We start from the raw sequence: 25,655 nt of genomic DNA, 5'->3' as shown, positions 1-25,655 counted from the left end.
CAAAATCTATTTTTCTTGTCTACAAAGATAACAAAAATAATGCATATATGCAAACTTTATCGTATTTTTAACCCAAAATAACGTCTAAAATGCAAGATTTATGTACCACCCTACGTTTTTTACCCTATTTTTTCTAGTCGTGGGGACTGGCACCTGGGTATGCTTTCCTGTTTTAGAAGCCAGGAAGAATGAAATCAATCAAGGCGTCCTGGAGATTAATCCAGAACGCCTTGATGGTAGTCGGCAACGGTGGCAATAACTAGCGGACGACGCCAAGCGATGGCGGCATCCAGGCCCTGACGGTGCAGCTCGGCTATAAACGCGTTGAGGTAGGCATCGTTGCTGATGCGCTGCATCCAGCTGATACAGAACTGTCCACCAGCGGCACTCAGTTCGATGGTGATGGCATAGGGTGCCCACACTTCCGTACACAGGTCACAGATATATCGCTCGGCAGCACCGAAGTTGGCCTTACCCACATAGCTCATCACGCAGGTGCCGGCAGCTGCTGCCTGCTGGTAGGCCCCAGCCATGGCCTGATGTCGGCCTGCTACGGTGGGAATCCGATCTAGCTGGTCCATTCTGTCGTTCGTCATCCAGAACTTTTCAACCACATTGTCGGCATTCGACTGCAATACTACCATGCCCCTGAACACCGTTTCCTGTAGGTCATCGGGCATTTGCTGCGCCTCATGCGTCAGCGGCAGACGCAGGGCCGATGCCAATGAGACGCCGGCCAGAGGTGTACCCAATGCCGGACGCTGGTTGATGGCCAGTGCCACTATAGGCACAGCGTCGTCACTATCAGGATGCAGACGGGCTATGGCACGATCGAGCATGAGTGATATCAGCGTGGCTGGCGAAGTGTCGCGATGCTTGACATACTCCAGCATCTGCTCTTCGCTCACTTGCACATACACCGTCTCCACGGCATCTTGAACGGTCAGCGCTGCCTCCTTCATGAGATTGATGGGGGTTGGCATAGGTGGCACGTCCAGCACGTCCAGGTTCTCAGGACGAGGCAGCGAGGCGGGGTCAAGCCATTCGTCAGGGTTGATGTCGTCGCCTGCCACACGGATACCCTCACGGCTCAACTGTCTGTCATAGCGGCGACGGCAGTATTCGTAGATCAGCGTGCGCAGCACGTTGTAGGCTCCCGTGCCATCGGTCAAGGCATGGAAGAAATCGAGGGCTATGCTGTCCTCCCAACAGGAGAATGCCAGCAGGTGGTCGTTCGACTCGGGGCTGAGCAGTATGGCAGGCTGTTGCGTAGGCATCACTACCCACGGCTGCGTGTTCTCCTCCAAGGCATAGTACTCAAAGCCGTTGTCGCCGATCGTTTTTCGCAGCCTCACGCCATAGTATGGGTAACGTTGCTGTGTGGCGGCCACGGCCTCGCACATCATTGTCCTGTCGATGTCGTCACGCATCTTGATGGTCATACGCACAGTCCAGCTATGCTCAGGATCAGCCCAGTATGTGTAGAATCGTTCGCTAAGTAATTGTTTCATTTTATTCTCCTTAATTCCGCAGCGTTAATTATGTCATGTCAAGAATTTAAAAGCCTCGCCACTAAATAAAGTGGCGAGGCTCTTTGTTTGTTTATAATTATATTAGAAGAAGAGATAGCGATTGTCTACTACGCCAGCCTTCTGGTAGAGCTCCTGAATGAACAGGCGAGCTGCCTGAGAGGCCTGCATCTGGAGCTGCTGCTCGACAGCCTTCTCATCGAACTTCACACCTTCGCGGGTTGACTTCTTGAGAACCTTGAAGAGGTAGGCACCGCCGTTACCCTTTACGATGGCCTTGCTGAAGTCGCCAGCCTTGGCTGCTGCCACAGCACCTGCGAGAGCGGGCTCGCTGGCACCGGTAGACTGTACGAAGACGGGAGCGGTGAAGGTGATCTGGTTGACAGAGTCGATCTTGGCACCCTTAGCCTGAGCGGCTGCGATGTCGGCAACACCGGCGAGCTTCTGCTTGATCTGCTCGAACTTCTTGTCGCGGATCACCTCGGCCTTTACCACATCCTGAACGCTGCCAAGAGCGCGGTAGCCTACGGGGTTGATCTTCGTGAGGGCTACGACGAGCAGGTGGTCGTTGTTACCACACTCGTAGAGCGGGCTCACGTCACCGGCCTTGGCGTCGAAGATCCACTTCATGGTCTCACGGGTGGCACGCAGGCCAGCCACATTGTGCTCAGAGTTGAAGAGGTCCTTGCGCGGCGTAACGGTGAAGCCGAACTTAGCGGCGTTCTTCTCCAGGTCCTCGATGGTCTTGTTCTCGCTGACATACTGGCTGAACTTGTTGTATGCCTCAGAGTATGTGTTCTTAGAGAAGTCGATGGTGTGCTTGATGACAGCTACGTCGTACTTGTCGACCATAGCCTTGCGGGCAGTGACCTGAAGGATAATGTTGCCCTGGGCGAACTCGAGGTTCTTGAGCTCGTTGACGCCGAGACCGTTGATGGCGTTGAGGTAGTTCTTAGAGTCCTCGTCCATCGTGGTGGCGTTCTCATACATGGCAGAGGTGAGCCACTGCTTCTGGGCTGTCTGACCATACTTCTGGGCGATAGCCTCGAAGTCGCCACCAGCCTTGACAGCGTTGTAGATGCTGTCGGCAGTCTTGCGGGCTGCATCAACGGTAGCACCACTAACCTGGATCTGACGGTACTCGATAGAGTCAGGCATCTGGGTCTTGGAGATGAGCTTCACCACGTTGAGGGTGTTGTCGCTCTTGGTCTCGAAGGGAGCGGTGGTCTGACCTACAGACATGGAGTCGAGCTTGGCTACGATGTCAGAGGGATAAGCACGCTTGGTAGCGGCGATGCCCGTGTAGGGGAACTGGCTCTGGGCCTTGCGAACCACCTCGGCGGGTACTGCCCCACTCTGCAGCTTGTTGCTGGCATCGACCATGGTCTTCATCAGAGCCTCACGGTCGGCAGCTGAAGCCACCACCTGGAAGTCGACGTACTTGATGTCGCGGGTCTCAACGTCCTGCTTGAACATCTCCTTCTCCTCGTCGTACTTGGCCTTGAGCTCCTTCTCGTCAACCTTGATGTCGTTGTCGTTGATGGAGTTGTAAGCGATAGAAGCCAGCTGGATGTCGGCCTCCTCGTTCTGACCGTCGAAAGCCATCTTGGCTGAAACGGGGTTAGAGAAGAGACAGTTGGCCATCAGTGCCTGATACTTCTGGGCAAGGGTCTGCTGGCGGATCTGCTTCTCGAGGAACTGCCAGTACTTGAAGATGGTCTGATATGACTCAGCGAGCTGGGGATTGCCAGCGGCCTTCTTATAGTCGTCGAGGAACTTGGTGAGCATGGTCACGTCGAAGCGACCAGTCTGCTGGTTCACGAAAGGAGACTGCATCAACATGGGGTTGGTGCCTTCCTTGAACATGTTCTGGAGTTCTTCGTCGGTAACGGTCAGACCGAGCTTCTCTGCCTCGCTCTTGATGATCTGCTCATTGATGTAAGAGTTCCATACCTCATCCTTGATCTGGTTGAGCTCTTCCTCCGTGAAGTTGTCACGGTTCTGAGTCATCTTCAGAACATCCTGATACTCATCGACGAGAGCCTGGAATTCCTGAACGTTGATTTTGTTACCTAACACTTCGCCAATCTGCTGACGCTGCTGGTTCTTGGTTGCTTCGCAAGAACGGAAAGCTTCTTCAGCAATGAAGGCAAACAGGCCGAGGCCGATAATACAAACGAGGGCTACGCCTCTTTTGCGAATTTTTCCTAATGCTGCCATTTTTATTGTAATTTTTAATTATTATTCATAAAACGGGTGCAAAATTACGACTTTTCTTTGAATTGGCAAAATTTCCATGGGAAAATATTGCTATTCCGTAACGTTTAGACGCACCAATTCGATCTTTGTGGCCGTATTCTTGACAATTTTGAATTCATAATGGCCGATCTTCACTATCTCGTTGAGTTTCGGGAACGACTGATATTCATGCAGAATCAGTCCGCCAACAGTCATATATTCATCGCTTTCGGGCAGGTCGAGGTCGAACATCTCGTTGACCTTTTCAATCTCCTGACGGGCCGAGAGGATGTATTCATGATCAGAGAGCTGCTTGGCAACGAGGTTGGTGTTGTCGTGCTCATCTTCAATCTCACCGGTGATCTCCTCCATGATGTCTTCCAGCGACACGAGTCCGCTGGTGCCGCCAAACTCATCGACGACGACGGCCAGCGAGCGTTTCTGCTGCATGAGCTGTTTCATGAGCTTAGAGGCCAGCATGGTCTCGGGCACGAAGCTGATCTCGCGCACCAGGTCGGCACAGATGGCCGTCTTGGAGGCCGTGAACATGTCGGAGGAGTGGATATAGCCGATGATATGGTCGATATCCTCATGATAGACCACAATCTTGCTGTGGCCGCTCTCGATGAATACCTGCTTGAGTTCCTCGATGGAGGCGGTATCCTCGACGGCATCGATCTCCGTTCGGGGCACCATGCAGTCGCGGATCTTTGTCTCAGAGAAGTCGAGGGCGTTCTGGAAGATCTTCACCTCCTCGCCTATCTCGTCTTCATTGTCGGCATTGTCGATGCTGGTCTGCACCAGATAGTCAAGGTCGACCTTCGTAAACTCGCGCTCCTCGCCGGTCTTGCTCATCCGGATGCCCACAAGTCGCAGGAGTCCCCTGGAAAGCAGGGTTGCAAAGCGCGAGATGGGCCAGAGCACCACATAGCACACCCAGGCCGGAACGGCAAAGACGGTGAGCATTGTGTTCGGATTGTTCTTGAAGATGGTCTTCGGCAGGAACTCGCCCGTAAACAGGACGATGAATGTTGACAACAGCGTGTCGGCCGTGACGCGCATGCCGTCGCTCAAGGGGGCAAAGAGCGTGGTGTCGAAGATACGGGCAAAGAGGATGCCGTAGATGACCAGGGCGATATTGTTGCCCACCAACATGGTGGAAACGAAATTGCTGGGATGCTGATAGAAGTAGCTGATGGCCTTCTGCGAGAGACCGTTCTTCTCACGGTCCATCTCCGCCAATAGGCGGTTGCTCGACACGAATGCGATCTCCATACCAGAGAAGAAGGCTGAGAAGAGCATGGAGACCAAGAGCCAGACAATCAGCGACCAGTCGATGAAGAATTGTGATCCGTTCATGGGGCTATCCTCCTGTGTTTCTGGGTCTGAGGACGTACGTAAGGCTCCACTTTTATTGTGTCTTTGGGGTCTTTTGTCTCTTCCTCGTCGGTCTTCTCGCCAGTCATGTCTTCTCGTGAAAAGGCACCCTTGGAGTTGCTGACGGTATAATGCCTCAGGTTCTCGTCGCTAAGGAAATACGTGCCTTCCATCGTGCGTTCGGGCGTGGTCACACGGGAGAACACATTGGAGTAGAGCTCATGGCGGATACCGTCGTAGAAGAGCTCCTCGCTCTCGTAGTGCAGACCGTCGTTGTTGCGGATGCAGACACGGCCACGAAGATGCCAAAGCCGCTTCTGGTCGTAATACCAGGCCGTATCAGCCTGAATATGGGCTACGGTATGCAGCTGTTCGTCGAACTGCTCGAAGAACACGCCTTTCTCAAAACTCCAGCGTGAGGGGTTCTTGACGGTATTCACATCCCAGCGCTCGGTGACGATCTTGTATTTGATGACACCCGAGTCGCTGATGAGCGTATTGACTCCATAGGTGGTCATCACGGACACAGAGTCGCGCTCATAGATAGGCGCAGCAATATGCTCTTTCTGCTCTTCACACGACCATAGCATCGTCGCCAGAAGGGCTACGGCTATTATTCGACCTTCCACTTTGCGAACCATCTCTCGTTGAATGTCAGACCGATGTTGATACGGAAGGTGTTCTCCTTAATCAGGTTGTCGGCCGAGCGTGAAATCCATTGGCCGCTGATATTCAGCACACTACGGTTGTTGTAGCCATTGACGATGGGGATGCCGAAACCGATGCTGGCTCCGAACTCCTTTGGACCTTCCTGACCGTTAATATAATAATAAGGTGTAGCGTAACCGACACCGAGGCGGTAGCTGACGCGCTCATATAATCTGCGGCTCATGGCTCTGGGTGTCCACTCCATGCCGGCCTTCACGCGATAGCTGTCCTTTAACAGATTGGGATAAAGCCTGTAGACACTGCCGTCGAAATGAGGGAAGTCGATACTACCCCACTTCTGCATGACGAAGTCGGCTCCGGCACGGAACGATCTGGCATGGCTGTAGCCGATACCGATGCCATAGGTGTCGGGCAGTTTCAAACCGTCGGAGATCGTAAAGACAGTTGTATCCGACTTGCTGATAGAGGCGTTTTTGCTGACAAGCAGACATTGGGGATCAGACTTCAGACTGTGACCGGGCGACCAGGTGGCACCAATGGTCAGATAGTCGTCTTTGCCAATCTTCTGGTCGAATTGTATGCCCAGGTCGATCTTATAGCTGCTGATATCGGCAGAATACTGCTTGGACAGCGTGTTGATGACCGAATTGCTGCTGGTGGCGATACTACGGTTGTATTCGCCCCAGAGATAGGCCACATTGACACCGATGGACAGAGGCTTCACAATGTTCCATCCGGCTCCGATATACAACTGGTGCAGACCGCCCGATCCGGAATAGGTGCTGTTGACAGTCGTCTGCAGCTCTGTCAGCGGCGTGGTTGAGGAGTACTTATAGCCAATATTGGAATAAGGCAATACGCCGAAAGAGACACCGACGTGCTTGACGACTCTGAATAAGGCGGCTACATAGTCGAAACCGCCACTCTTTCCGTTCAAGTGCTTTCCGTTCTCCTTATAATTGGTAATCTGTCCGGAAAGTCCGGCATCGAAAATCATCGACAAAGAATCGACAGAACTGTAGGAAGCGGGGTTCATGGGATTAACCTCATTACCCTTGTGCATGGCAAGTCCCACGCCGTTCATGCCTTTATTGAAACCGACGCTCTGATCAGTGAGGTCGCCAAGGCCGTACTGACTATAAGGCGAGTCGGTGTTACTCTGAGCAAAAGCCGTCGTCGCCATGGCAGCCATCACGAAGCCGGCAAGAATTTTATTCATATTTAGACGTTTATTTCTATAGAAATTCATTTCAGCGTGCAAAATTATCGAAAAAAATCGAGAAAATAGCTTTTTACTGAAAAATATAAAGTAATTTTGCATCGTGAAACAAAAAAATAGCTTTTTTAGGAGATTCTTCCTCCTTATATTGGGATTTATGGCCGTCAATCAGGTGATGGCCGAAGATAACGGAAATGACCATCTTGCGCAGTTTGACTCCATTGAAGTCAGTCTGCTGACCTGTTCGCCGCATGAAGAGATCTACAGCCTCTATGGTCATTCGGCCCTGCGATGGCACGACATGCGCCAGAGCGGACCAGATGCCGGCAGTGATATCGTCTTCAACTGGGGTATCTTTAATTTCAACAAGCCCTATTTCGTGCTGAGGTTTGTATTCGGACTGACGGATTATGAGTTGGGGCCGATCCCTTTCCAGCCCTTCTGCAGCTATTACCAGCAATGGGGCAGCAGCGTGACGGAACAGGTGCTGAATCTGACTAACGAGGAGAAGATGCGCCTGAAGGCTGCATTGGCAGAAAACCTGAAACCAGAGAACCGCATCTATCGGTACAACTACTTCTATGACAACTGTTCTACACGCCCAAGAGATATCGTTGAGAAATGTTTGAACGGAAAGCTGGAATATACTCAGCGTGAGGATTATACGCCATCATACAGGGAGATGGTCTCTCAGTGTACGAGGAATCACCGTTGGGCCACCTTCGGCAACGATATGCTGCTTGGCATAAAGTCAGATTTTAAGACAAACATGAGGGAGCAGGAGTTCCTTCCAGAGAATCTGATGTATGACTTCGACCATGCTCAGATTTATGCAGCTGGAGCCTATCGTCCGTTGGTCAAAGAGCGCCGGATGCCTGTGATGCCTGGCGTACAGGTTATCGAGCACGACTTTCCACTGACACCTATGGAGTGTGCCCTGATATTGTTGGCCCTCACCCTCATCATCATGTTGATTGAAAGAAAAACCGGAAAGCGGCAGATATGGTACGACGTGTTGCTGATGACCATTCAAGGACTGGCAGGCTGCGTCTTGTTTGTCATGCTGTTCTCACAGCACCCCACCACCAGCACCAACCTACAGATTCTGTTGCTCAATCCGCTCCCCTTGTTCTTCATCCCGTCGGTTATCCGCCAAAATGTCACGCGTTGGCAAAAAGTACTGCTAATCATGACAATTCTCTACCTGATTGGTGGTATTTTCCAGCATTATGCCGAGGGAATGATGATTGTGGCACTATCTTTGCTCCTAAGAATTTGGCCGTTACAGAATTTATTTGTAACTTTGCAGCCGTTTTCTAAAAGTAAAAAGGTAAAAAAGTAAATAATTAGATATGAATTTCAACAAGATTCTGAAGTCGCTTTTTGGTGATAAGTCATCACGCGACATGAAACTCATCCAGCCCTTAGTGGAGAAGGTGAAGGCCGTCTCTCCCAAAATAGAACAGCTGGATAACGATGCATTACGTCAGCGCACGAAAGAGCTCCAGCAACAGGTACAGAACTCGGCCCGGGAGCAGAAAGCCCGTATCGAAGAGCTGAAGGCCAAGATCGAGGAGACGCCTATTGACGAGCGTGCCGACATCTTTGCACAGATCGACAAGATCGAGAAGGAAGTGCTGGATATCTACGAGGAAGCCCTGAACGAGGTGATGCCTGAGGTGTTTGCCATCGTCAAGGAGACAGCCCGCCGATTTGCAGAGAACGAGGAGACCGTTGTTACGGCTACCGACTTCGACCGTGAGCTGGCCGGTGATCCGAAGAAGGACTTCATTACCATCGATGGCGACAAGGCCATCTACCACAACCACTGGACGGCAGGAGGCAACGACCTGAAGTGGGAAATGATCCACTACGACGTGCAGTTGTTTGGTGGTGTCGTTCTGCATCAGGGAAAGATTGCCGAGATGGCAACTGGTGAAGGTAAGACCCTTGTGGCTACCCTACCCGTCTTCCTGAATGCCCTGACTGGCAACGGTGTGCACGTGGTAACCGTGAACGACTATCTGGCCAAGCGTGACTCGGAGTGGATGGGACCGCTCTATATGTTCCATGGTCTGAGTGTTGACTGTATCGACAAGCACCAGCCCAACTCTGAAGCCCGTCGCAAGGCTTATCAGGCTGATATCACCTTCGGTACGAACAACGAGTTCGGTTTCGACTATCTGCGTGACAATATGGCCATCTCGCCACAGGACCTCGTGCAGAGATCCCATAATTATGCCATCGTCGACGAGGTTGACTCCGTGTTGATCGACGATGCCCGTACGCCGCTCATTATCTCTGGTCCGGTGCCCAAGGGCGACGATCAGATGTTTGAGGAGTATCAGCCGTTGGTGGAGAAGCTTGTAGGCGTTCAGCGCCAGCTCGCTACCCAGTATCTGGCCGATGCCAAGACGCTGATCAGCGAAGGAAACAAACTGGTGGAGGCCGGAAACAAGAAGGAAGGTCAGGAGAAACTCGATGCCGGATTCCTCTCGCTCTACCGTTCGCACAAGGCCATGCCGAAGAACAAGCCGCTCATCAAGTTCCTTTCGGAAGAAGGTATCAAGAGCGGTATGCAGAATACGGAGAACATCTATATGGAGAACAACAACCGCAGAATGCCTGAGTGCGTAGAGCCTCTCTATTTCGTGGTTGACGAGAAACTGAACTCCTGCGACCTGACCGACAAGGGTACTGCCTGGCTGGCTAACCAGGTGAATGACTCAGAGCTGTTCGTATTGCCCGATATCACATCGGAGCTCTCTGCACTTGAGGCTCAGACAGGCCTCTCCGACCAGGAGCGTCTTGACAAGAAGGACGAGATGCTGAGCCACTATGCCGTTCAGAGTGAGCGTGTACATACCCTCCAGCAGTTGCTGAAAGCCTACTGTATGTTCAACCGCGACGACGAGTATGTGGTGATCGACGGTGAGGTGAAGATTGTGGATGAGCAGACAGGCCGTATCATGGAAGGCCGTCGCTGGAGTGACGGACTGCACCAGGCTGTAGAGGCCAAGGAGCACGTGAAGGTGGAGGCTGCCACGCAGACATTCGCCACCATCACCCTGCAGAACTACTTCCGCATGTATCATAAACTGGCAGGTATGACCGGTACGGCTTCTACTGAGGCCGGTGAGTTCTGGGATATCTACAAACTCGACGTGGTGGAGATCCCCACGAACCGTCCTGTGATCCGTAACGACCAGGATGACCGTGTCTACAAGACCGCCCGTGAGAAATACCGTGCTGTGATCGAGGAGATTGTGAAGATGCGTAATGCTGGCCGTCCGACGCTGATCGGTACCACCTCGGTGGAGATCTCAGAGTTGCTCAGCCGCATGCTCGATATGTATGTGAATCCCGAGACCGGTAAGCGTGAGGGCATCCCCCATCAGGTGCTGAATGCCAAGCTGCACCAGAAGGAAGCAGATATCGTGGCACTCGCAGGTCAGAGCACCAACGGCAAGGGTGCCGTCACGATTGCTACCAACATGGCCGGTCGTGGTACCGATATCAAGCTGTCGCCTGAAGTGAAGGCTGCAGGAGGTCTGGCCATCATCGGTACGGAGCGTCATGAGAGCCGTCGTGTAGACCGTCAGTTGCGTGGTCGTGCAGGTCGTCAGGGTGACCCGGGTTCTTCCGTCTTCTATGTATCGCTTGAAGACAAGCTGATGCGACTCTTCGCCTCAGAGCGTATTGCTTCAGTGATGGATAAGCTCGGTTTCAAGGACGGTGAAATGATTGAGAGTCCGATGATCTCGAAGAGTATCGAGCGCGCCCAGAAGAAAGTGGAGGAAAACAACTTCGGTATCCGTAAGCGCCTGATCGAGTACGACGATGTGATGAACAAGCAGCGTACCGTTATCTACGAGAAGCGTCGTCACGCCCTCATGGGTGAGCGTATCGGTATGGATATCGCCAACATCATCTGGGACCGCGTGGTGAACATCATAGAGAACAACGACTATGAGGGCTGTAAGGAAGAATTCCTGCATGTGCTCTCTATGGAGGTGCCCTTTACGAACGATGAGTTCATCAACCAGCAGCGTGAGGTATTAACGGAGAACGCCTTCCAGGCTGCCATCGGTAACTTCAGCCGTAAGACGGAGCGCATCCAGTTGGTGGCACAGCCTGTCATCAAGAATGTCTATGAGACTCAGGGACAGATGTATGAGCGCATCATGGTGCCCATTACCGACGGACGTAAGATGTACAACATCCCATGTAACCTCAAGGAGGCCTATGAGAGTGATTGCAAGACCGTGGTGAAGGAGTTTGAGAAGGCAATCCTGCTCCATATCATCGACGATTCGTGGAAGGAGAACCTGCGTCAGCTCGACGAGCTGAAGCACTCAGTACAAAATGCCTCTTACGAGCAGAAAGACCCGTTGCTCATCTTCAAACTCGAAAGTGCGAAGGTGTGGGACGATATGATCAACGAGATGTACAACCGTATCTGCTCCATCCTCACGCGTGGACAGATTCCTGAGATTCAGCAGCAGGTGCAGGAAGCCGCTCCTGAACAGCGGACTCAGCGCCAGCAGTATACCGAGAGCAAACAGCAGATTGGCGAGGAACAGCTGACGGATCCTAATCAGGCTGCAGCAGCCCAGAGTGATACCCGTGCCCAGCAGCCGCGTACACCTATTATAAAAGATAAGCTGCCCGGACGTAATGATCCTTGTCCCTGTGGATCTGGTAAGAAGTTCAAGAACTGTCACGGAAAGGGAATCGTTTGAAATAAACTGCCGGAAAGATGATTACTGTCAATAATCTGATAAAGAAGTTTGGTGAAACGGTGGCCAGCGACATCCCCTCTTTAACCATCAACGACGGGGATATCCTGGGTCTCGTAGGTAACAACGGCGCAGGAAAGACAACATTCTTTCGCATGCTGCTTGACCTCTTGAAACCTGATGCCGGAGAAGTGGCGCTCGGAGGTATTAACCCAGCTCAGTCGGAGGAATGGAAAGCCTTCACTGGTGCCTACATCGACGAAGGGTTCCTGATTGACTTCCTGACTCCAGAAGAGTATTTTGCCTTTATCGGTAAGATTACGAACATGACTCAGGACCAGGTAGACGAACGCCTGAAGGATTTCGAGCGTCTGGCCGGTGGTGAGATCTTTGGACAGAAAAAACTAATCCGTAACCTCTCGGCAGGTAACAAGCAGAAGGTGGGTATTATATCGGCCCTCTTCAATCGTCCGAAGCTGGTGATTCTCGATGAGCCCTTTAACTTCCTGGATCCCTCAAGCCAGAATGTACTGAAGCATGTACTGACGGATTACAACCACCAGACCGGTGCCACAATCCTCATCTCCAGTCATAACCTGCAGCACACGGTAGATATCTCCACCCGCATCACATTGCTTGAGAAGGGTCAGATTATCAAGGACATGCCCAACGAGGGTGGCTCTGCCCGTACGGAACTGGAGAACTACTTCGAGACAGAAGCATAATATATCATCATTAATAGGTATTTAATAAAACTTGTGACTCATTGCAAACGAGTTGCAAGTTTTTTTATGTATCTTTGCACAAAAATTCAGAAAGATATGAAACTGTCGGAATTAAAAACTGGCGAAAAAGGTATTATCGTAAAGGTGCAGGGTCATGGCGGATTCCGTAAACGTATCATCGAGATGGGATTCATCAAAGGTCAAGAGGTGGAGGTACTGCTGAATGCGCCCCTGCAGGATCCTGTGAAATATAAACTGATGGGTTATGAGGTGTCACTCCGGCATCAGGAGGCTGACAATATTGAAGTGGTTTCGGCAGACACCCCATTGGAGGCTACAACCTTCAGGCTCTCCCTGGATGACAATCGTCACGAAGATGACTATATCCGTCATGAGGCCATGAAGGAGCGTCGTACGATCAATGTAGCATTGGTGGGTAATCCCAATTGTGGTAAGACCTCGCTCTTCAACTATGCCTCCGGGGCTCATGGACATGTAGGCAATTATTCTGGTGTGACGGTTGATGCCACGGAGGCCCATGCCTCGATGTTCGGCTATGAGTTTAACCTTACCGACCTTCCCGGAACCTACTCCCTCAGTTGCTATTCACCAGAGGAACTCTATGTCCGCGAACACCTGACGGAGAAGATGCCCGACGTGGTCATCAATGTCATCGACTCCTCTAATCTCGAACGCAATCTCTATCTCACCACCCAGCTCGTCGATATGAATATTCGCATGGTGTGCGCGCTCAATATGTATGACGAATTCGAGCATCGCGGCGATAGCGTTGATATCGAGACGTTGAGTCATCTCTTCGGCATCCCGATGATTCCCACATCGTTCAAGAACGGTATGGGTGTGAAAGAACTTTTCCGCGCCGTCATCCAAGTTTATGAGGGTGCCAGCAAGTTCTCACGCCACCTGCATATCAACTATGGTCACGAGATCGAGAGTGGTATTGCAGGCATCCAGAAATACCTGAAAGCCGATGAGCATATCACCCAGCACTACTCTACCCGATACCTCTCCTTGAAACTGCTGGAACACGACAGTCAGGTGCTCGATTATCTGGGTAAGCACATGGCGGGCGAGAACCGTATGAATGACTTTCATAATCTGACGAATGCCCGTGACAAGGCATCAGCCCGAGTGAAGGAAGAGACGGGCAATGATTCCGAGACAGCCATCATGGATGCTAAATACGGTTTCATCAATGGTGCCTTAAAAGAGGCGAAGTTTAAGACTGGCACTAAGAAGGATACCTATAAGGTTACTCATCGCATTGACAGGCTACTTTCGCATAAGTATCTGGGATTCCCCATCTTCTTCCTGTTACTCTACATCATGTTTGAGACCACTTTCTCCCTAGGTCAGTATCCAATGGACTGGATAGAGGAGGCCGTGGCCTGGCTGGGTAATAGGATAAGTGAGACCATGGCTGATGGACCGTTGAAGGCGATGCTCGTAGATGGTGTCATTGGCGGCGTAGGCTCCGTCATCGTCTTCCTACCACAAATCCTGATCCTTTATTTCTTCATCTCCCTGATGGAGGACTCTGGTTATATGGCCCGTGCCGCCTTTATCATGGATAAGCTGATGCACAAAATGGGACTTCATGGAAAGTCGTTCATCCCTCTGATCATGGGCTTTGGCTGTAACGTGCCTGCCGTGATGGCTACCCGCACCATCGAGAGCCGTCGTTCGCGAATAATCACGATGATGATCCTGCCGTTTATGAGTTGTTCGGCTCGTCTGCCTATCTACATCATGATTGCCGGCACTTTCTTCTCCTTGCAATATCGATCGTGGGTACTGCTGTCGCTTTATGCAATAGGTATTGCCGTGTCTGTCTTGATCAGCAAGATATTCTCCTCGCTGGTGATCAAGGGCGAAGACACCCCCTTTGTGATGGAGCTCCCACCCTACCGTTGGCCTACGCCAAAGGCCATCTGGCGCCATACCTGGGAAAAAGGAAAGGAATACCTGAAGAAGATGGGAGGCATCATCCTCGTGGCCTCCATCATTGTATGGGCACTTGGCTACTATCCCCACAACGATGCGCTCGACGTGCCGCAACAGCAGGAACAGAGCTATATCGGACGAATGGGCAAAACCATCGAACCCATTTTTATGCCTCAGGGATTCAATTGGAAACTCGATGTCAGTCTTTTGGCTGGTGTGGGTGCCAAGGAGATTGTTGCTTCTACCATCGGCGTTCTCTATTCTGGCGATGACTCCTTTGGCGATGATGAAACGTTCAGTGACGATAACGAGAAATATACCCGTCTGCGCCAGATGATGCTTCAGGAAGGTATCACACCATTGGCTGCCTACGCGTACCTTATATTTATATTACTCTACTTCCCCTGTATCGCCACCATTGCAGCTATTAAGAATGAAACAGGCTCCTGGCGTTGGGCTGTCTTTGCAGCCGTCTATACCACTGCCGTAGCTTGGTTGGCCAGTATGGCGGTTTTCCAAATTGGAAGTTTGTTCGTATAAAAAACTGAGGCTATCTTCGGATAGTCTCAGTTTTTTTTTGTAAATTTGCACCCGATATGGAAAAAATCATATTGGGCATCGATCCCGGCACGAACATTATGGGTTATGGCTTACTGAAGATTGTCGACGGTAAGGCGCAGATGATTACCATGGGAGTAATTGACTTGCGCAAGTTTCCAGATGCCTATCTGAAACTAGGGCATATCTTTGAACGTGTGACGGGAATTATCGACGGTTACCTACCTGACGAGATGGCTATTGAGGCCCCATTCTTTGGCAAGAACGTACAGTCGATGCTGAAACTCGGCAGAGCCCAAGGTACAGCCATTGCTGCAGCTATCCATCATGGAGTACCTATTCATGAATATGCGCCCATGAAGATCAAGATGGCACTCACGGGTAATGGTAATGCCTCAAAGGAACAGGTGGCTGGCATGCTTCAGCGTCTGCTGAAGATTCCCAATGAAGAGATGGGTAAGTTTATGGATGCAACCGATGCCCTTGCCGCAGCTTATTGCCACTACCTGCAGATGGGACGCCCCGTAAATGATGTCAAGTATCGTGGATGGAAAGACTATATTAATAAGAACCAAAACAAAGTATCAAAAAGAAAGAATAAGGAAGATGAAGACAATAGAGATGATTAATGGCATCACCAAAAAGCCTGAGTGGGCTTTGGCCGAACCTGTGAACTTCTCACTCGACGAGGGAGAACATATTGCCATCATCGGCCGTAACGGAGCCGGAAAGTCGATGTTCGTCGATATGATAACTGGTCGTCATCCTGTTTTCCCGGGAATGATCAAATATGCCTTCTCCGAACCCTATAATAATATTAAGCATATCTCTTTTCGTGACACCTATGGCGGTGACAACGACCGAACTTATTTTCTCCAGCAGCGATGGAATCAAATGGAGATTGATGAGGAAACGCCTACCGTTGGCAGCAAACTGGAAGAGGCCTATCAGATGGCAGGTGAAGATACGCCCGAACGCAGGGCTTTTCAGCAGCATATCTATCAGTTGTTCCATCTCGAAGATCTGCTGGATAAATATATCATTCTTTTGTCGAGCGGTGAATTGCGTAAATACAAATTGGCAGCAAACCTGTTTACCAAGCCAAAAGTTCTGATTATAGAGAATCCCTTTATCGGCCTCGATGCTGAAACCAGAGACCAGGTTAAAGAACTCCTTAAGATGCTGGCGGAGGAGCAAGGTGTTCAGATTATACTTGTTCTCTCAAAGATGGACGAAGTACCTGAGTTCATTACGCGCGTCATCAAATTAGACCGTCTTCGCTTTGTTTCTGATATTAAAGTCAAGACAGACTATCAGATTGAGCGTTGTCCGCATGCTATCCAAGTGCAGCATCAATCACCTATTCCCCCGATACCACAGCCCGTAATTAAGTTTAGTCACGTCACTATCCGCTACGGTGAGCGAACCATCCTGAAGGATTTAAACTGGGTGGTGCTCAGGGGTGAGCATTGGGCGCTGTCAGGCCAAAATGGTTCAGGAAAATCCACTCTTCTCTCTTTGGTCTGTGCTGATAATCCTCAGAGTTATGCCTGTGATATTTCACTCTTTGGTCATAAACGTGGTTCTGGGGAGAGCATCTGGGACATTAAAAAGCATATTGGCTACGTTTCGCCCGAGATGCACCGAAGCTACAAGCAGAACATCCCGGCAATACAGATTGTGGCCAGCGGACTGAAAGACACTATTGGCCTTTACTTCCGTCCTACCCAGCAGGAGAAAGACCTGTGTGTTGAATGGATGAATGTCTTTGGCATCAAGCATCTGGCTGATCGCAAATTCCTCGAGATGTCGAGTGGTGAACAGCGGTTAGTATTACTGGCGCGCGCTTTCGTGAAGTCACCTGATTTACTAATCCTTGATGAGCCACTTCACGGATTGGACCTTTGCAATCGCAATCTGGTAAAAGCCATTGTCGATCGTTATATGTTTGAAGATCCTGACCGCACGCTCATCTATGTGACCCATTACGAAGATGAGTTACCGAATTGTATCGATAACTCACTCTTCCTTCATAGAAACAATTAATCCCGCCCTTCCTCAGGCGAGATTAATTGTGTTTCTTATTTCCCTTCCATCAATGCTGCAGTGCGGACACGCGACAGTGTTTCCGGTGTCATCTGCAGATAGCTGGCGATATAAACCAAAGGCGCACGGAGCACCAGCTGAGGCTGGTTCTTTACCAGCTTCTGGTAACGGTCCTGAGCACTCTCAAAACGCAGCATGTCAGCATGATGCTGACTTAGAATCAGCGACTCCTCCAGAATCTTACGATACAGAATCTGGATGTTCACACTCTTCATTGCCACTGCCTCAAGATCGGCCTTGGGTATTGCAATCAGAATGGTCGGCTCCAGAGCCTTAATCTGCAAGTAGGTTGGCTGCTCACGGAATAAACTCTCGATACACATTACAATCGAGTTCTCCGTCGCCATATATTCGGTCAACTCTTTATCATTCTTGTAATAAAACTGGCGCACCAATCCCTTCACCACCCAATAGATGTTGGTGCAAGTGTCTCCCTCCTTCAGAATCATCTCATTCTTAGCGAACTTCATAGGAACAAGGATACTCTCCAACAGGTCCAACTCTTCATGGGTCATTGTACTGTACCTGCGGGCAAGCTCACGAGCTACGTCTCTTGTTGTAATACTAATGTTAGGCATAGGTTTTATTTCTTTATGTTATTAGTCCAATTTCAATACAGCTAGGAAGGCCTTCTGGGGCACCTCGACATTTCCAATTTGCTTCATGCGCTTCTTACCGCGCTTCTGCTTTTCAAGCAACTTACGCTTACGACTTACATCACCGCCATAACACTTGGCAGTAACGTCCTTGCGAACCTGCTTCACCGTCTCTCTGGCAATAATCTTGGCACCAATAGCTGCTTGGATGGCAATATCGAACTGCTGTCGAGGAATCAATTCCTTCAACTTTTCACACATTCGGCGGCCGAAGGTGACGGCATTATCCTGATGCGTCAGCGTAGACAGGGCATCAACAGGTTCACCATTGAGCAGGATATCCAACTTGGCAAGCTTAGAAGGACGGAAGCCGTCGACATGATAATCGAACGAGGCATAGCCTTTTGAAATGCTCTTCAGCTTATCATAGAAGTCAATCACAATCTCTCCGAGTGGCAGCATGAAGTGTAACTCGATACGGTTTCCGCTGACATACTGCTGGTCTATCAACTCACCACGCTTATCCAGACAAAGCGTCATAATCGGACCGATATAGTCGGCTGCCGTGATAATCGAAGCGCGGATATAGGGCTCTTCAATATGTTCTATCATCGTGAGATCTGGAAGACCTGAAGGGTTGTGAACCTCTTTTACCTCTCCTTGCTTGGTGTAGCACATATAGCTTACATTGGGTACGGTGGTAATCACATCCATATCAAATTCACGGTCCAATCTCTCCTGCACAATCTCCATGTGGAGCAACCCCAGGAAACCGCAACGGAAACCGAAGCCCAGGGCTACAGAACTCTCTGGTGTGAATGTCAGTGAGGCATCGTTCAACTGGAGTTTCTCCAATGAGGCCCTCAAGTTCTCATAATCTGTAGGATCGATGGGATACACACCAGCAAACACCATCGGCTTTACTTCCTGGAAACCCTCGATGGCCTTGTCGCAAGGTGCCGCAACATGTGTGATAGTATCACCAACCTTCACTTCCTTCGAGTTCTTGATGCCGCTGATGATATAGCCCACGTCTCCTGTGCGCAGTTCCTTACGTGGAATCATGTCCATCTTCAGCACACCGATCTCATCGGCATCATATTCCATGCCTGTATTGAAGAACTTCACATGGTCACCCGTTTTGATTACGCCGTTGGTAATCTTAAAGTATGCAATAATACCACGGAACGAGTTGAACACCGAGTCGAAGATAAGCGCTTGCAGCGGGGCATTCTCATCACCTACAGGATGCGGGATACGCTCCACCACGGCATCAAGTATCTGTTCCACGCCTTCACCCGTCTTACCTGAAGCACGGATGATGTCGTCACGGTCACAGCCTATCAGGTCAATAATCTCGTCCTCCACCTCGTCTGGCATAGCGCTGGGCATATCTATCTTGTTAATCACAGGGATAATCTCCAGGTTGTGATCTATGGCCATGTAGAGGTTCGAAATAGTTTGCGCCTGAACACCCTGAGTGGCATCAACAACCAAAAGGGCACCCTCGCAGGCCGCAATTGAGCGCGACACCTCATACGAGAAGTCAACATGTCCTGGGGTATCAATCAGGTTCAGGATATACTTCTCTCCCTGGTGCATATATTCCATCTGAATGGCGTGACTCTTAATGGTGATACCGCGCTCACGCTCCAGATCCATATCGTCAAGCATCTGTCCCTCCGTAACCTGAATGGTCTTGGTGAACTCCAGCATACGGTCAGCCAAGGTTGACTTGCCATGATCGATATGCGCAATGATGCAGAAATTCCTTATATGATTCATGTATAGTTATTCTCACTTTGATTTGCAAAGTTACAAAAAAAGGAGTAGAAATCGCATAATTTTGCTTTTTTTTGTATCTTTGCACCCAAAAAATAGCATTCATTATGAAAAAATTATGCATGATAGCTTCATTTGCCCTCTTTTTGACTGCATGTCAGGAGTCATTGGAAGACCGTTGCGCTAGAGAAGCTAAAGAGTTCACAAGGAAGAATTGTCCCTCGAAAATCGAGAAGAACATCAATATCGACAGTCTTACTTTCGAGCGTGAGACCCACACATTACATTATTACTATACTTTGACAGGCAATGCTGATCGTGAAGGTGTCATGGAGGAAATCAACGGCCTGGACATCCTGAAGGAGAATTTGAAGAACAGTACGGCGATGAAGGTCTACAAGGAAAATCACTATAACTTCACCTATACCTACCATTCCGAAAAAGATCCCAAAAAGGTTTTACTTGAAGTGACTTTGACTGACAAGGACTATTAATAACAATCCCCGCCGGGGTGGCGGGGATTATAGATCTTTACTCGGGTTTCATGTTGGTGTAAACCGTCTGTACATCGTCGAAGTCTTCCAGTTTCTCCACCATCTTATCGATAGTTTCACGCTCTTCAGGTGTTACATCCTTCAAGTCGTTGGGGATGCGAGTAAACTCAGCGCCCGTCACTTCAAAACCGTTCTCCTCCAAATGCTTCTGGATAGCTCCGAAGCTTGAGGGATCACCATAGATAGTGATGCTGTTCTCCTCCTCGTCCTCGTCGAACTCATCTTCTACACCAAAATCAATCAGGTCTAGAATCATCTCATCCATATCCAGACCATCTTTCTTTTTGAAGGTGAAAACAGCCTTGTGGTCGAACAGGAAACTCAGAGAGCCCTGTGTACCCAGGTTACCATTAAACTTGTTGAATACTGAACGAACGTCACCTACGGTACGGGTGGTGTTGTCTGTCAGCGTCTCCACAAAGATAGCAATTCCGTGAGGTCCATATCCCTCGTAAGTCACCTCTTTGTAGTCGCTCTGGTCTTTACCCATTGCGTTCTTGATAGCACGCTCGATGTTATCCTTCGGCATATTCTCGCGCTTGGCGTTGGCGATGATAGCACGCAATGCAGGATTGTTCTCCGGCTCGGGACCGCCAGCCTTTACGGCAATGGCAATCTGCTTACCAATTTTTGTAAATGTCTTGGCCATATGGCCCCATCTCTTCAGCTTCGTAGCCTTACGATATTCAAATGCTCTTCCCATTGGATTAACTTTTTTATATTTTACTTTTTTACCTTTTTATCTTTTAACGCAGTTCGGCGTTGAGTTGTTTCTTGAGGTTTGTAATCAACTTCTGCATGATGGCATCAATCTGCTTATCACCCATGGTCTTCTCCTCGTCCTGAAGGACGAAGTTAACGGCGTATGACTTCTTACCAGCAGGCAGTTTATCACCTTCATAGACATCAAAGAGTTCCACATTCTTCAGAAGTTTCTTTTCTGTCTGACGAGCTATCTGCTCAATCTGAGCAAACTCTACGCTATTGTCAACCAGCAAAGCAAGGTCGCGACTAACAGCAGGGAACTTAGGCACCTCAGTGTAGAGCACCTCATTCTTCTTAATAACCTTCATCAGTGCGGTCCAGTTAAGCTCTGCATAGAATACAGGAGCATCCAATCCGAACTGCTTCTGAAGTTTCTTTGCGATGATACCCATCTCTATCAGCTTCTTACCACCACGATTCTCGATAGTGATACCAGCTGAGAAGATTTCGCTATCGCTCTTCTTGCGAACAATCATACCTGGTTTAACACCGATACGACGCAGAATGTTCTCAACGTATGCGCTCAACTCGTAGAAACTGCTCTCCTCGTTAGCATGCGCCCAAGAGCCCTCAACACGCTTACCTGTAAGCCACAAGCCACAGTGATACTGCTCCTTGTAGGCCTGCATCGGGTCGTCTTCATTCTTCTTCTCAGGTGAGAAAGTATAAACATTACCAAACTCGAAGAAACGCAGGTTCTGACGCTTTCGGTTCACGTTGTGCTGGATACTCTCCAAACCGCCATACAATAATGTCTGACGCATCACGTTCAAATCAGTAGAAAGAGGATTCATGATTTTAACGCAATTCTCTGCAGGATAGGCGTTATGCCCCTCATAGTAGGCTCCCTTTGTCAGTGAGTTGTTCAGAATCTCGTTGAATCCCTCGCCTACCAGCTGCTCGCTAACCAGATTAGCCAGCTTGTGCTTCTGGTCCTCATCGCCCTTGATAACGAGCGAGCCCTTCAGCTGTGTAGGAATCTCCACATTATTATAACCATAAATACGCAGGATATCCTCTACCACATCGCAAGGACGGGTCACGTCTACACGATAAGCAGGAATCTCCAGCTTCAAGCCCTCTGCAGTCTCCTCGAGAACCTTCATCTCCAGACTCTCGCAGATGCTCTTAATCTTATCTACAGGAATATCCTTACCCACCAAGTCGTGTACATATTTATATGTGAGGTCAACCACAGCATTCTTCATAGGCTCTGGATAAACATCACAAATCTCCATGCTTACCTTACCGCCAGCCAGCTCTTTACACAGTATAGCAGCCTGCTGCAGAGCATAGATAGTTCCGTTAGGATCAACTCCACGCTCAAAGCGGAAGCTTGCATCGGTGCTCAGTCCATGGCGACGTGCACTCTTACGAATCCATGTTGGGTGGAAATAAGCACTCTCCAGCACCACGTTCTTTGTTGTCTCGTAAGTACCACTACCCTTACCGCCGAATACACCAGCGATACACATTGGCTCTTCCTCGTTGCAGATTGCCAGATCGCGGTCGCTCAACTTGTGCTCTTCCCCGTCCAGAGTCTGGAAAGGCGTTCCGTCAGGCATCGTCTTGACCACAATCTTGTGACCCTTCACCATGTCAGCGTCAAATGTGTGCAGAGGCTGACCATATGCCATCATCACATAGTTAGTGATGTCGACGATATTATTGATTGGACGCAATCCGATAGTATTCAATTTGTTCTTAAGCCACTCAGGACTCTCCTTAACCTCACAGTCGGTTACGCTAACGCAAGCATATCGTTTACAAGCTTCTGTATTCTCAATCTTTACCTCGATAGGCAGATCGTGATTATCTACAGTAAACGCAGAGCAGTCGGGGCGATGCATCTTAGTCTCATAGCCATTGCTCTTGAGCCAGGCATACAGGTCGCGTGCCACACCCCAGTGACTCAGTCCGTCGGCACGGTTGGCAGTGATGTCCACCTCAATCAGCCAGTCGCTCTCCAGATGATAGTACTCTGCAGCAGGCGTACCCACTACAGCATCTTCTGGTAGAACGATAATACCAGCATGATCAGTACCAATGCCAATCTCGTCCTCGGCACAGATCATACCATTGCTCTCTACGCCACGTAGCTTTGATTTCTTAATCACAAACTCCTGATCACCATCGTAGAGGACACAGCCCAAATCGGCCACAATCACCTTCTGACCAGCTGCCACATTGGGCGCACCACACACAATCTGCGAAGGCTCGCCCTTGCCTAAGTCTACTGTTGTTACATGCAGGTGATCTGAGTTCGGATGGGCCTCACACGTCAGCACCTTACCGACATAAAGGCCTTTCAGACCGCCTTTGATACTCTGTACTTCTTCCAATGCGTCGACTTCGAGACCTGTTGACGTCAGGGCATCACATACCTGCTGGGCCGTGAGGTCGAAATCCACGTATTCCTTCAACCATTTGTAGGAAATATTCATTATACCGATTCTTTAGTAATTACTAACTTTGAAATTTCAGCGTGCAAAGGTACTAAAAAATCGGTACATATACAAATTATTTCCCCAAAAAATTACTCGATACACTTCATTAAGAAATCAACGGCGCCATTGATGCCGAATTTCCTGACGTCAATTGAGATGTCGTAGTTCCGCGCATCCGTCCAGTCCTTGCCCGTAAACGTCTTAGTATAGAGCTCGCGGCTATAGTCGTTGTCCACGACCATCGCAGCTGCATCCCGCAGGTCCAGACCGTATTTCTCGGCTATCCTGCGCTTACGGCAATCCTCAGTAGAATGAATAAAAATCTTCAGCGCATTAGGATGATTCTCAAAGATGTGGAATCCACAACGACCCACAATGACACACGACTCTTCACTGGCAATTTTCTTAATGGCATCACACTGTGCCTTGAAGAGGTCACGCGATGTCTGGTCGTGCTCCTGTCCATCATACTCCGCCTTGCTCATGTAGTTGCGGTAGAAATTGGTAAAGTCGTCACGCCATAGCGGGTTTCTTGCCTCAATCTTTTCCATCGCCTCTTCCACTACATGGTTGCGTTTGGCCACCTCATTCAGAATCTGCTTGTCGAGCAACTTCACGCCCAAGCGGCGTGCCATCTCTGCTCCAATCTCGTGACCGCCTGTTCCAAACTGACGGCTGATTGTAATCACGAATTGTTCCTCCCTGTTCATAATTGTACAGTATATTAGTTAAACATTTTCCTCTTATAGTTTTACATCGCAAAGATACAAAAAAGATTTGGAACTTCCAAATCTTTTCACTCTTTTTTACCTTTTTCCTTTCTCACGTTATCACCTTTCCCAAATATTGTGCTGCAGCTTCAGCACATCGCTCGCCATCGACCCCTGCAGAAACGATGCCTCCTGCATAGCCTGCACCCTCACCACAAGGGAAGAGTCCCTGAATTCTCACGTGCATCAGTGTCTCACGATCTCTTACAATGCGTACAGGTGATGACGTTCTCGTCTCAACGGCTATCATTACAGCCTCATTAGTTAAGAAACCATGAGCATTCCGTCCGAAAATCTTAAAGCCTTCCTGCAGACGATGAGATATCATCTTAGGCAACCAAAAGTGCAGCGGACTGGAGATCAGTCCTGGGGCATACGACGATTTGGGGAGGTCGTAGCTCAGTCGTCCGTTTACGAAGTCTGCCATTCGTTGTGCAGGAGCTGTCTGTTTCATGTTTCCCTGCTGCCAGCACATACGTTCTAACTCCTCCTGAAATCGCATCACTTTCAACGAATCTTCGTCTTTTACATCCTCAGGACGTACCTCGACTACCATTCCGGAATTTGACCACGCTGTACCGCGATTGGCAGGGCTCATGCCATTCACCACGATTTGCTCCTTATCCGTAGCTGCTGGTATCACGAAACCTCCAGGACACATACAGAACGAATATACACCTCGTCCTTGCACCTGGGTCACCATCGCGTACTCTGCAGCAGGCAGCCAGCGGCCTCTACCCTGCTTTGAGTGATACTGGATTTGGTCTATCAATTGGCTCGGATGCTCTAGTCTCACGCCTACAGCTATTCCCTTCGCTTCGATTTCAACCTTTGCTTCAGCCAGATATCTGTAAACGTCTCTGGCAGAGTGACCTGTAGCCAGGATTACTGGTCCTCTATATTCTTTATCAGCAATACAACCAACCGTCGTATTCCCCTGCATGATCAGCTGCGTCATCTTCGTCTTGAAATGCACTTCACCACCACAATTGATGATGGTATTTCGCATCGCCTCTATCACCTTCGGCAGCCTGTCTGTTCCAATATGAGGATGGGCATCAGCAAGGATAGCCGTTGAAGCACCATGCTGACAAAACACGTTGAGGATTTTGTCTGTATTACCACGTTTTTTACTTCGTGTGTAGAGCTTGCCGTCAGAATAGGCACCAGCCCCACCCTCTCCAAAACAGTAGTTACTTTCAGCATCTATTTTCTGTGTCTTGGTAATCAGAGCCAGATCCTTTTTCCGTTCGTGTACGTCCTTTCCTCTTTCCAATACGACGGGGCGCAGTCCGAGTTCTATCAACCTGAGGGCTGCAAACAGACCTCCAGGACCAGCACCCACCACAATCACCTGAGGGTGTCCTTCCACATTCGGATAATCTGTCCGCTGATATTCATCATCGTGTGGCTGTTCGTTGATATATGTCCTTACTTTAAGGTTTACGTATATCTGTCTCTGGCGGGCATCGATGCTACGTTTCAGAATGCGCACACCATATATTGTCCTTACGTCGAAGCCATATTCCTCAGCCAGATAAGCCTTCAACCTATCTTCTTGTGCTGCCACCTCTGGCACGACCCGTATTTGGTATTCATTCGTCATTTTTGCCTTG

The 25,655-nt window shown here is 49.6% G+C and carries 18 protein-coding genes; 7 read left to right on the top strand and 11 right to left on the bottom strand.

Features of this window, described 5'->3' with window-relative positions:
- Positions 1-215: 215 nt before the first annotated feature.
- The 5 genes from BMY16_RS09585 to BMY16_RS09565 all read right to left on the bottom strand — a co-directional run bounded on the left by BMY16_RS09585 (position 216) and on the right by BMY16_RS09565 (position 7,032).
- Positions 216-1,511, bottom strand: coding sequence for a hypothetical protein (locus BMY16_RS09585; protein ID WP_091841966.1), 1,296 nt, complete (start codon positions 1,509-1,511; stop codon positions 216-218).
- Between the two features lie 102 nt (positions 1,512-1,613).
- Positions 1,614-3,749, bottom strand: coding sequence for a peptidylprolyl isomerase (locus BMY16_RS09580; protein ID WP_091841965.1), 2,136 nt, complete (start codon positions 3,747-3,749; stop codon positions 1,614-1,616).
- A gap of 90 nt (positions 3,750-3,839) precedes the next feature.
- Positions 3,840-5,126, bottom strand: coding sequence for a hemolysin family protein (locus BMY16_RS09575; protein ID WP_244513015.1), 1,287 nt, complete (start codon positions 5,124-5,126; stop codon positions 3,840-3,842).
- Positions 5,123-5,785, bottom strand: coding sequence for an LPS export ABC transporter periplasmic protein LptC (gene lptC / locus BMY16_RS09570; protein WP_091841963.1), 663 nt, complete (start codon positions 5,783-5,785; stop codon positions 5,123-5,125). Before lptC ends, BMY16_RS09575 begins: the two co-directional genes overlap by 4 nt.
- On the bottom strand, positions 5,758-7,032 hold the full coding sequence (locus tag BMY16_RS09565; RefSeq protein WP_091842006.1) for a hypothetical protein: 1,275 nt from the start codon (positions 7,030-7,032) through the stop codon (positions 5,758-5,760). The genes lptC and BMY16_RS09565 overlap by 28 nt, the downstream gene beginning before the upstream one ends.
- Before the next feature lie 157 nt (positions 7,033-7,189).
- Between BMY16_RS09565 and BMY16_RS09560 the strand changes: the two genes are divergently transcribed.
- The 6 genes from BMY16_RS09560 to BMY16_RS09535 all read left to right on the top strand — a co-directional run bounded on the left by BMY16_RS09560 (position 7,190) and on the right by BMY16_RS09535 (position 17,065).
- Positions 7,190-8,374, top strand: a complete 1,185-nt coding sequence (locus BMY16_RS09560) for a lipoprotein N-acyltransferase Lnb domain-containing protein (RefSeq protein ID WP_091841961.1) — start codon at positions 7,190-7,192, stop codon at positions 8,372-8,374.
- A gap of 10 nt (positions 8,375-8,384) precedes the next feature.
- Positions 8,385-11,774, top strand: coding sequence for a preprotein translocase subunit SecA (gene secA, locus BMY16_RS09555; protein WP_091841959.1), 3,390 nt, complete (start codon positions 8,385-8,387; stop codon positions 11,772-11,774).
- Between the two features lie 17 nt (positions 11,775-11,791).
- On the top strand, positions 11,792-12,496 hold the full coding sequence (locus tag BMY16_RS09550; RefSeq protein ID WP_091841958.1) for an ABC transporter ATP-binding protein: 705 nt from the start codon (positions 11,792-11,794) through the stop codon (positions 12,494-12,496).
- A gap of 96 nt (positions 12,497-12,592) precedes the next feature.
- The gene (gene feoB, locus BMY16_RS09545; protein ID WP_091841956.1) at positions 12,593-15,001 is read left to right on the top strand and encodes a ferrous iron transport protein B; all 2,409 of its coding nucleotides are present in this window, start codon (positions 12,593-12,595) and stop codon (positions 14,999-15,001) included.
- A gap of 56 nt (positions 15,002-15,057) precedes the next feature.
- The gene (gene ruvC / locus BMY16_RS09540; RefSeq protein WP_091841955.1) at positions 15,058-15,648 is read left to right on the top strand and encodes a crossover junction endodeoxyribonuclease RuvC; all 591 of its coding nucleotides are present in this window, start codon (positions 15,058-15,060) and stop codon (positions 15,646-15,648) included.
- Positions 15,626-17,065 (top strand): ATP-binding cassette domain-containing protein, encoded by a 1,440-nt coding sequence (locus tag BMY16_RS09535; protein WP_091841953.1) that lies wholly within the window; start codon positions 15,626-15,628, stop codon positions 17,063-17,065. The genes ruvC and BMY16_RS09535 overlap by 23 nt, the downstream gene beginning before the upstream one ends.
- A gap of 35 nt (positions 17,066-17,100) precedes the next feature.
- Here BMY16_RS09535 and BMY16_RS09530 read toward each other — a convergent pair whose 3' ends face one another.
- Both BMY16_RS09530 and lepA read right to left on the bottom strand, forming a co-directional pair.
- Positions 17,101-17,703: a Crp/Fnr family transcriptional regulator gene (locus BMY16_RS09530; RefSeq protein WP_091841952.1), complete on the bottom strand. Its 603-nt coding sequence runs from the start codon at positions 17,701-17,703 to the stop codon at positions 17,101-17,103.
- 21 nt (positions 17,704-17,724) lie between these two features.
- Entirely contained in the window at positions 17,725-19,506 is a 1,782-nt protein-coding gene (lepA, locus tag BMY16_RS09525; protein WP_091841950.1) for a translation elongation factor 4, read from the bottom strand.
- 104 nt (positions 19,507-19,610) lie between these two features.
- Here lepA and BMY16_RS09520 point away from each other — a divergent pair, with 104 nt between their 5' ends.
- Entirely contained in the window at positions 19,611-19,997 is a 387-nt protein-coding gene (locus tag BMY16_RS09520) for a hypothetical protein (protein ID WP_244513014.1), read from the top strand.
- A gap of 37 nt (positions 19,998-20,034) precedes the next feature.
- On the opposite strand, the gene BMY16_RS09515 is transcribed toward BMY16_RS09520, so the two are convergent.
- The 4 genes from BMY16_RS09515 to BMY16_RS09500 all read right to left on the bottom strand — a co-directional run bounded on the left by BMY16_RS09515 (position 20,035) and on the right by BMY16_RS09500 (position 25,645).
- Positions 20,035-20,760, bottom strand: a complete 726-nt coding sequence (locus BMY16_RS09515; protein ID WP_091841949.1) for a YebC/PmpR family DNA-binding transcriptional regulator — start codon at positions 20,758-20,760, stop codon at positions 20,035-20,037.
- A gap of 43 nt (positions 20,761-20,803) precedes the next feature.
- Positions 20,804-23,266: a phenylalanine--tRNA ligase subunit beta gene (gene pheT / locus BMY16_RS09510; RefSeq protein ID WP_091841947.1), complete on the bottom strand. Its 2,463-nt coding sequence runs from the start codon at positions 23,264-23,266 to the stop codon at positions 20,804-20,806.
- Positions 23,267-23,358: 92 nt separating this feature from the next.
- Entirely contained in the window at positions 23,359-23,979 is a 621-nt protein-coding gene (locus tag BMY16_RS09505; RefSeq protein ID WP_091841946.1) for a cytidylate kinase-like family protein, read from the bottom strand.
- 112 nt (positions 23,980-24,091) lie between these two features.
- The gene (locus BMY16_RS09500; protein ID WP_091841944.1) at positions 24,092-25,645 is read right to left on the bottom strand and encodes an NAD(P)/FAD-dependent oxidoreductase; all 1,554 of its coding nucleotides are present in this window, start codon (positions 25,643-25,645) and stop codon (positions 24,092-24,094) included.
- Positions 25,646-25,655 lie beyond the last annotated feature (10 nt).

The organism is Prevotella sp. ne3005 (genome assembly GCF_900110085.1).
Lineage (GTDB): Bacteria > Bacteroidota > Bacteroidia > Bacteroidales > Bacteroidaceae > Prevotella.
Note: the sequence above shows the minus strand (reverse complement) of the source record. Positions and strands in the feature narration are given on the sequence as shown.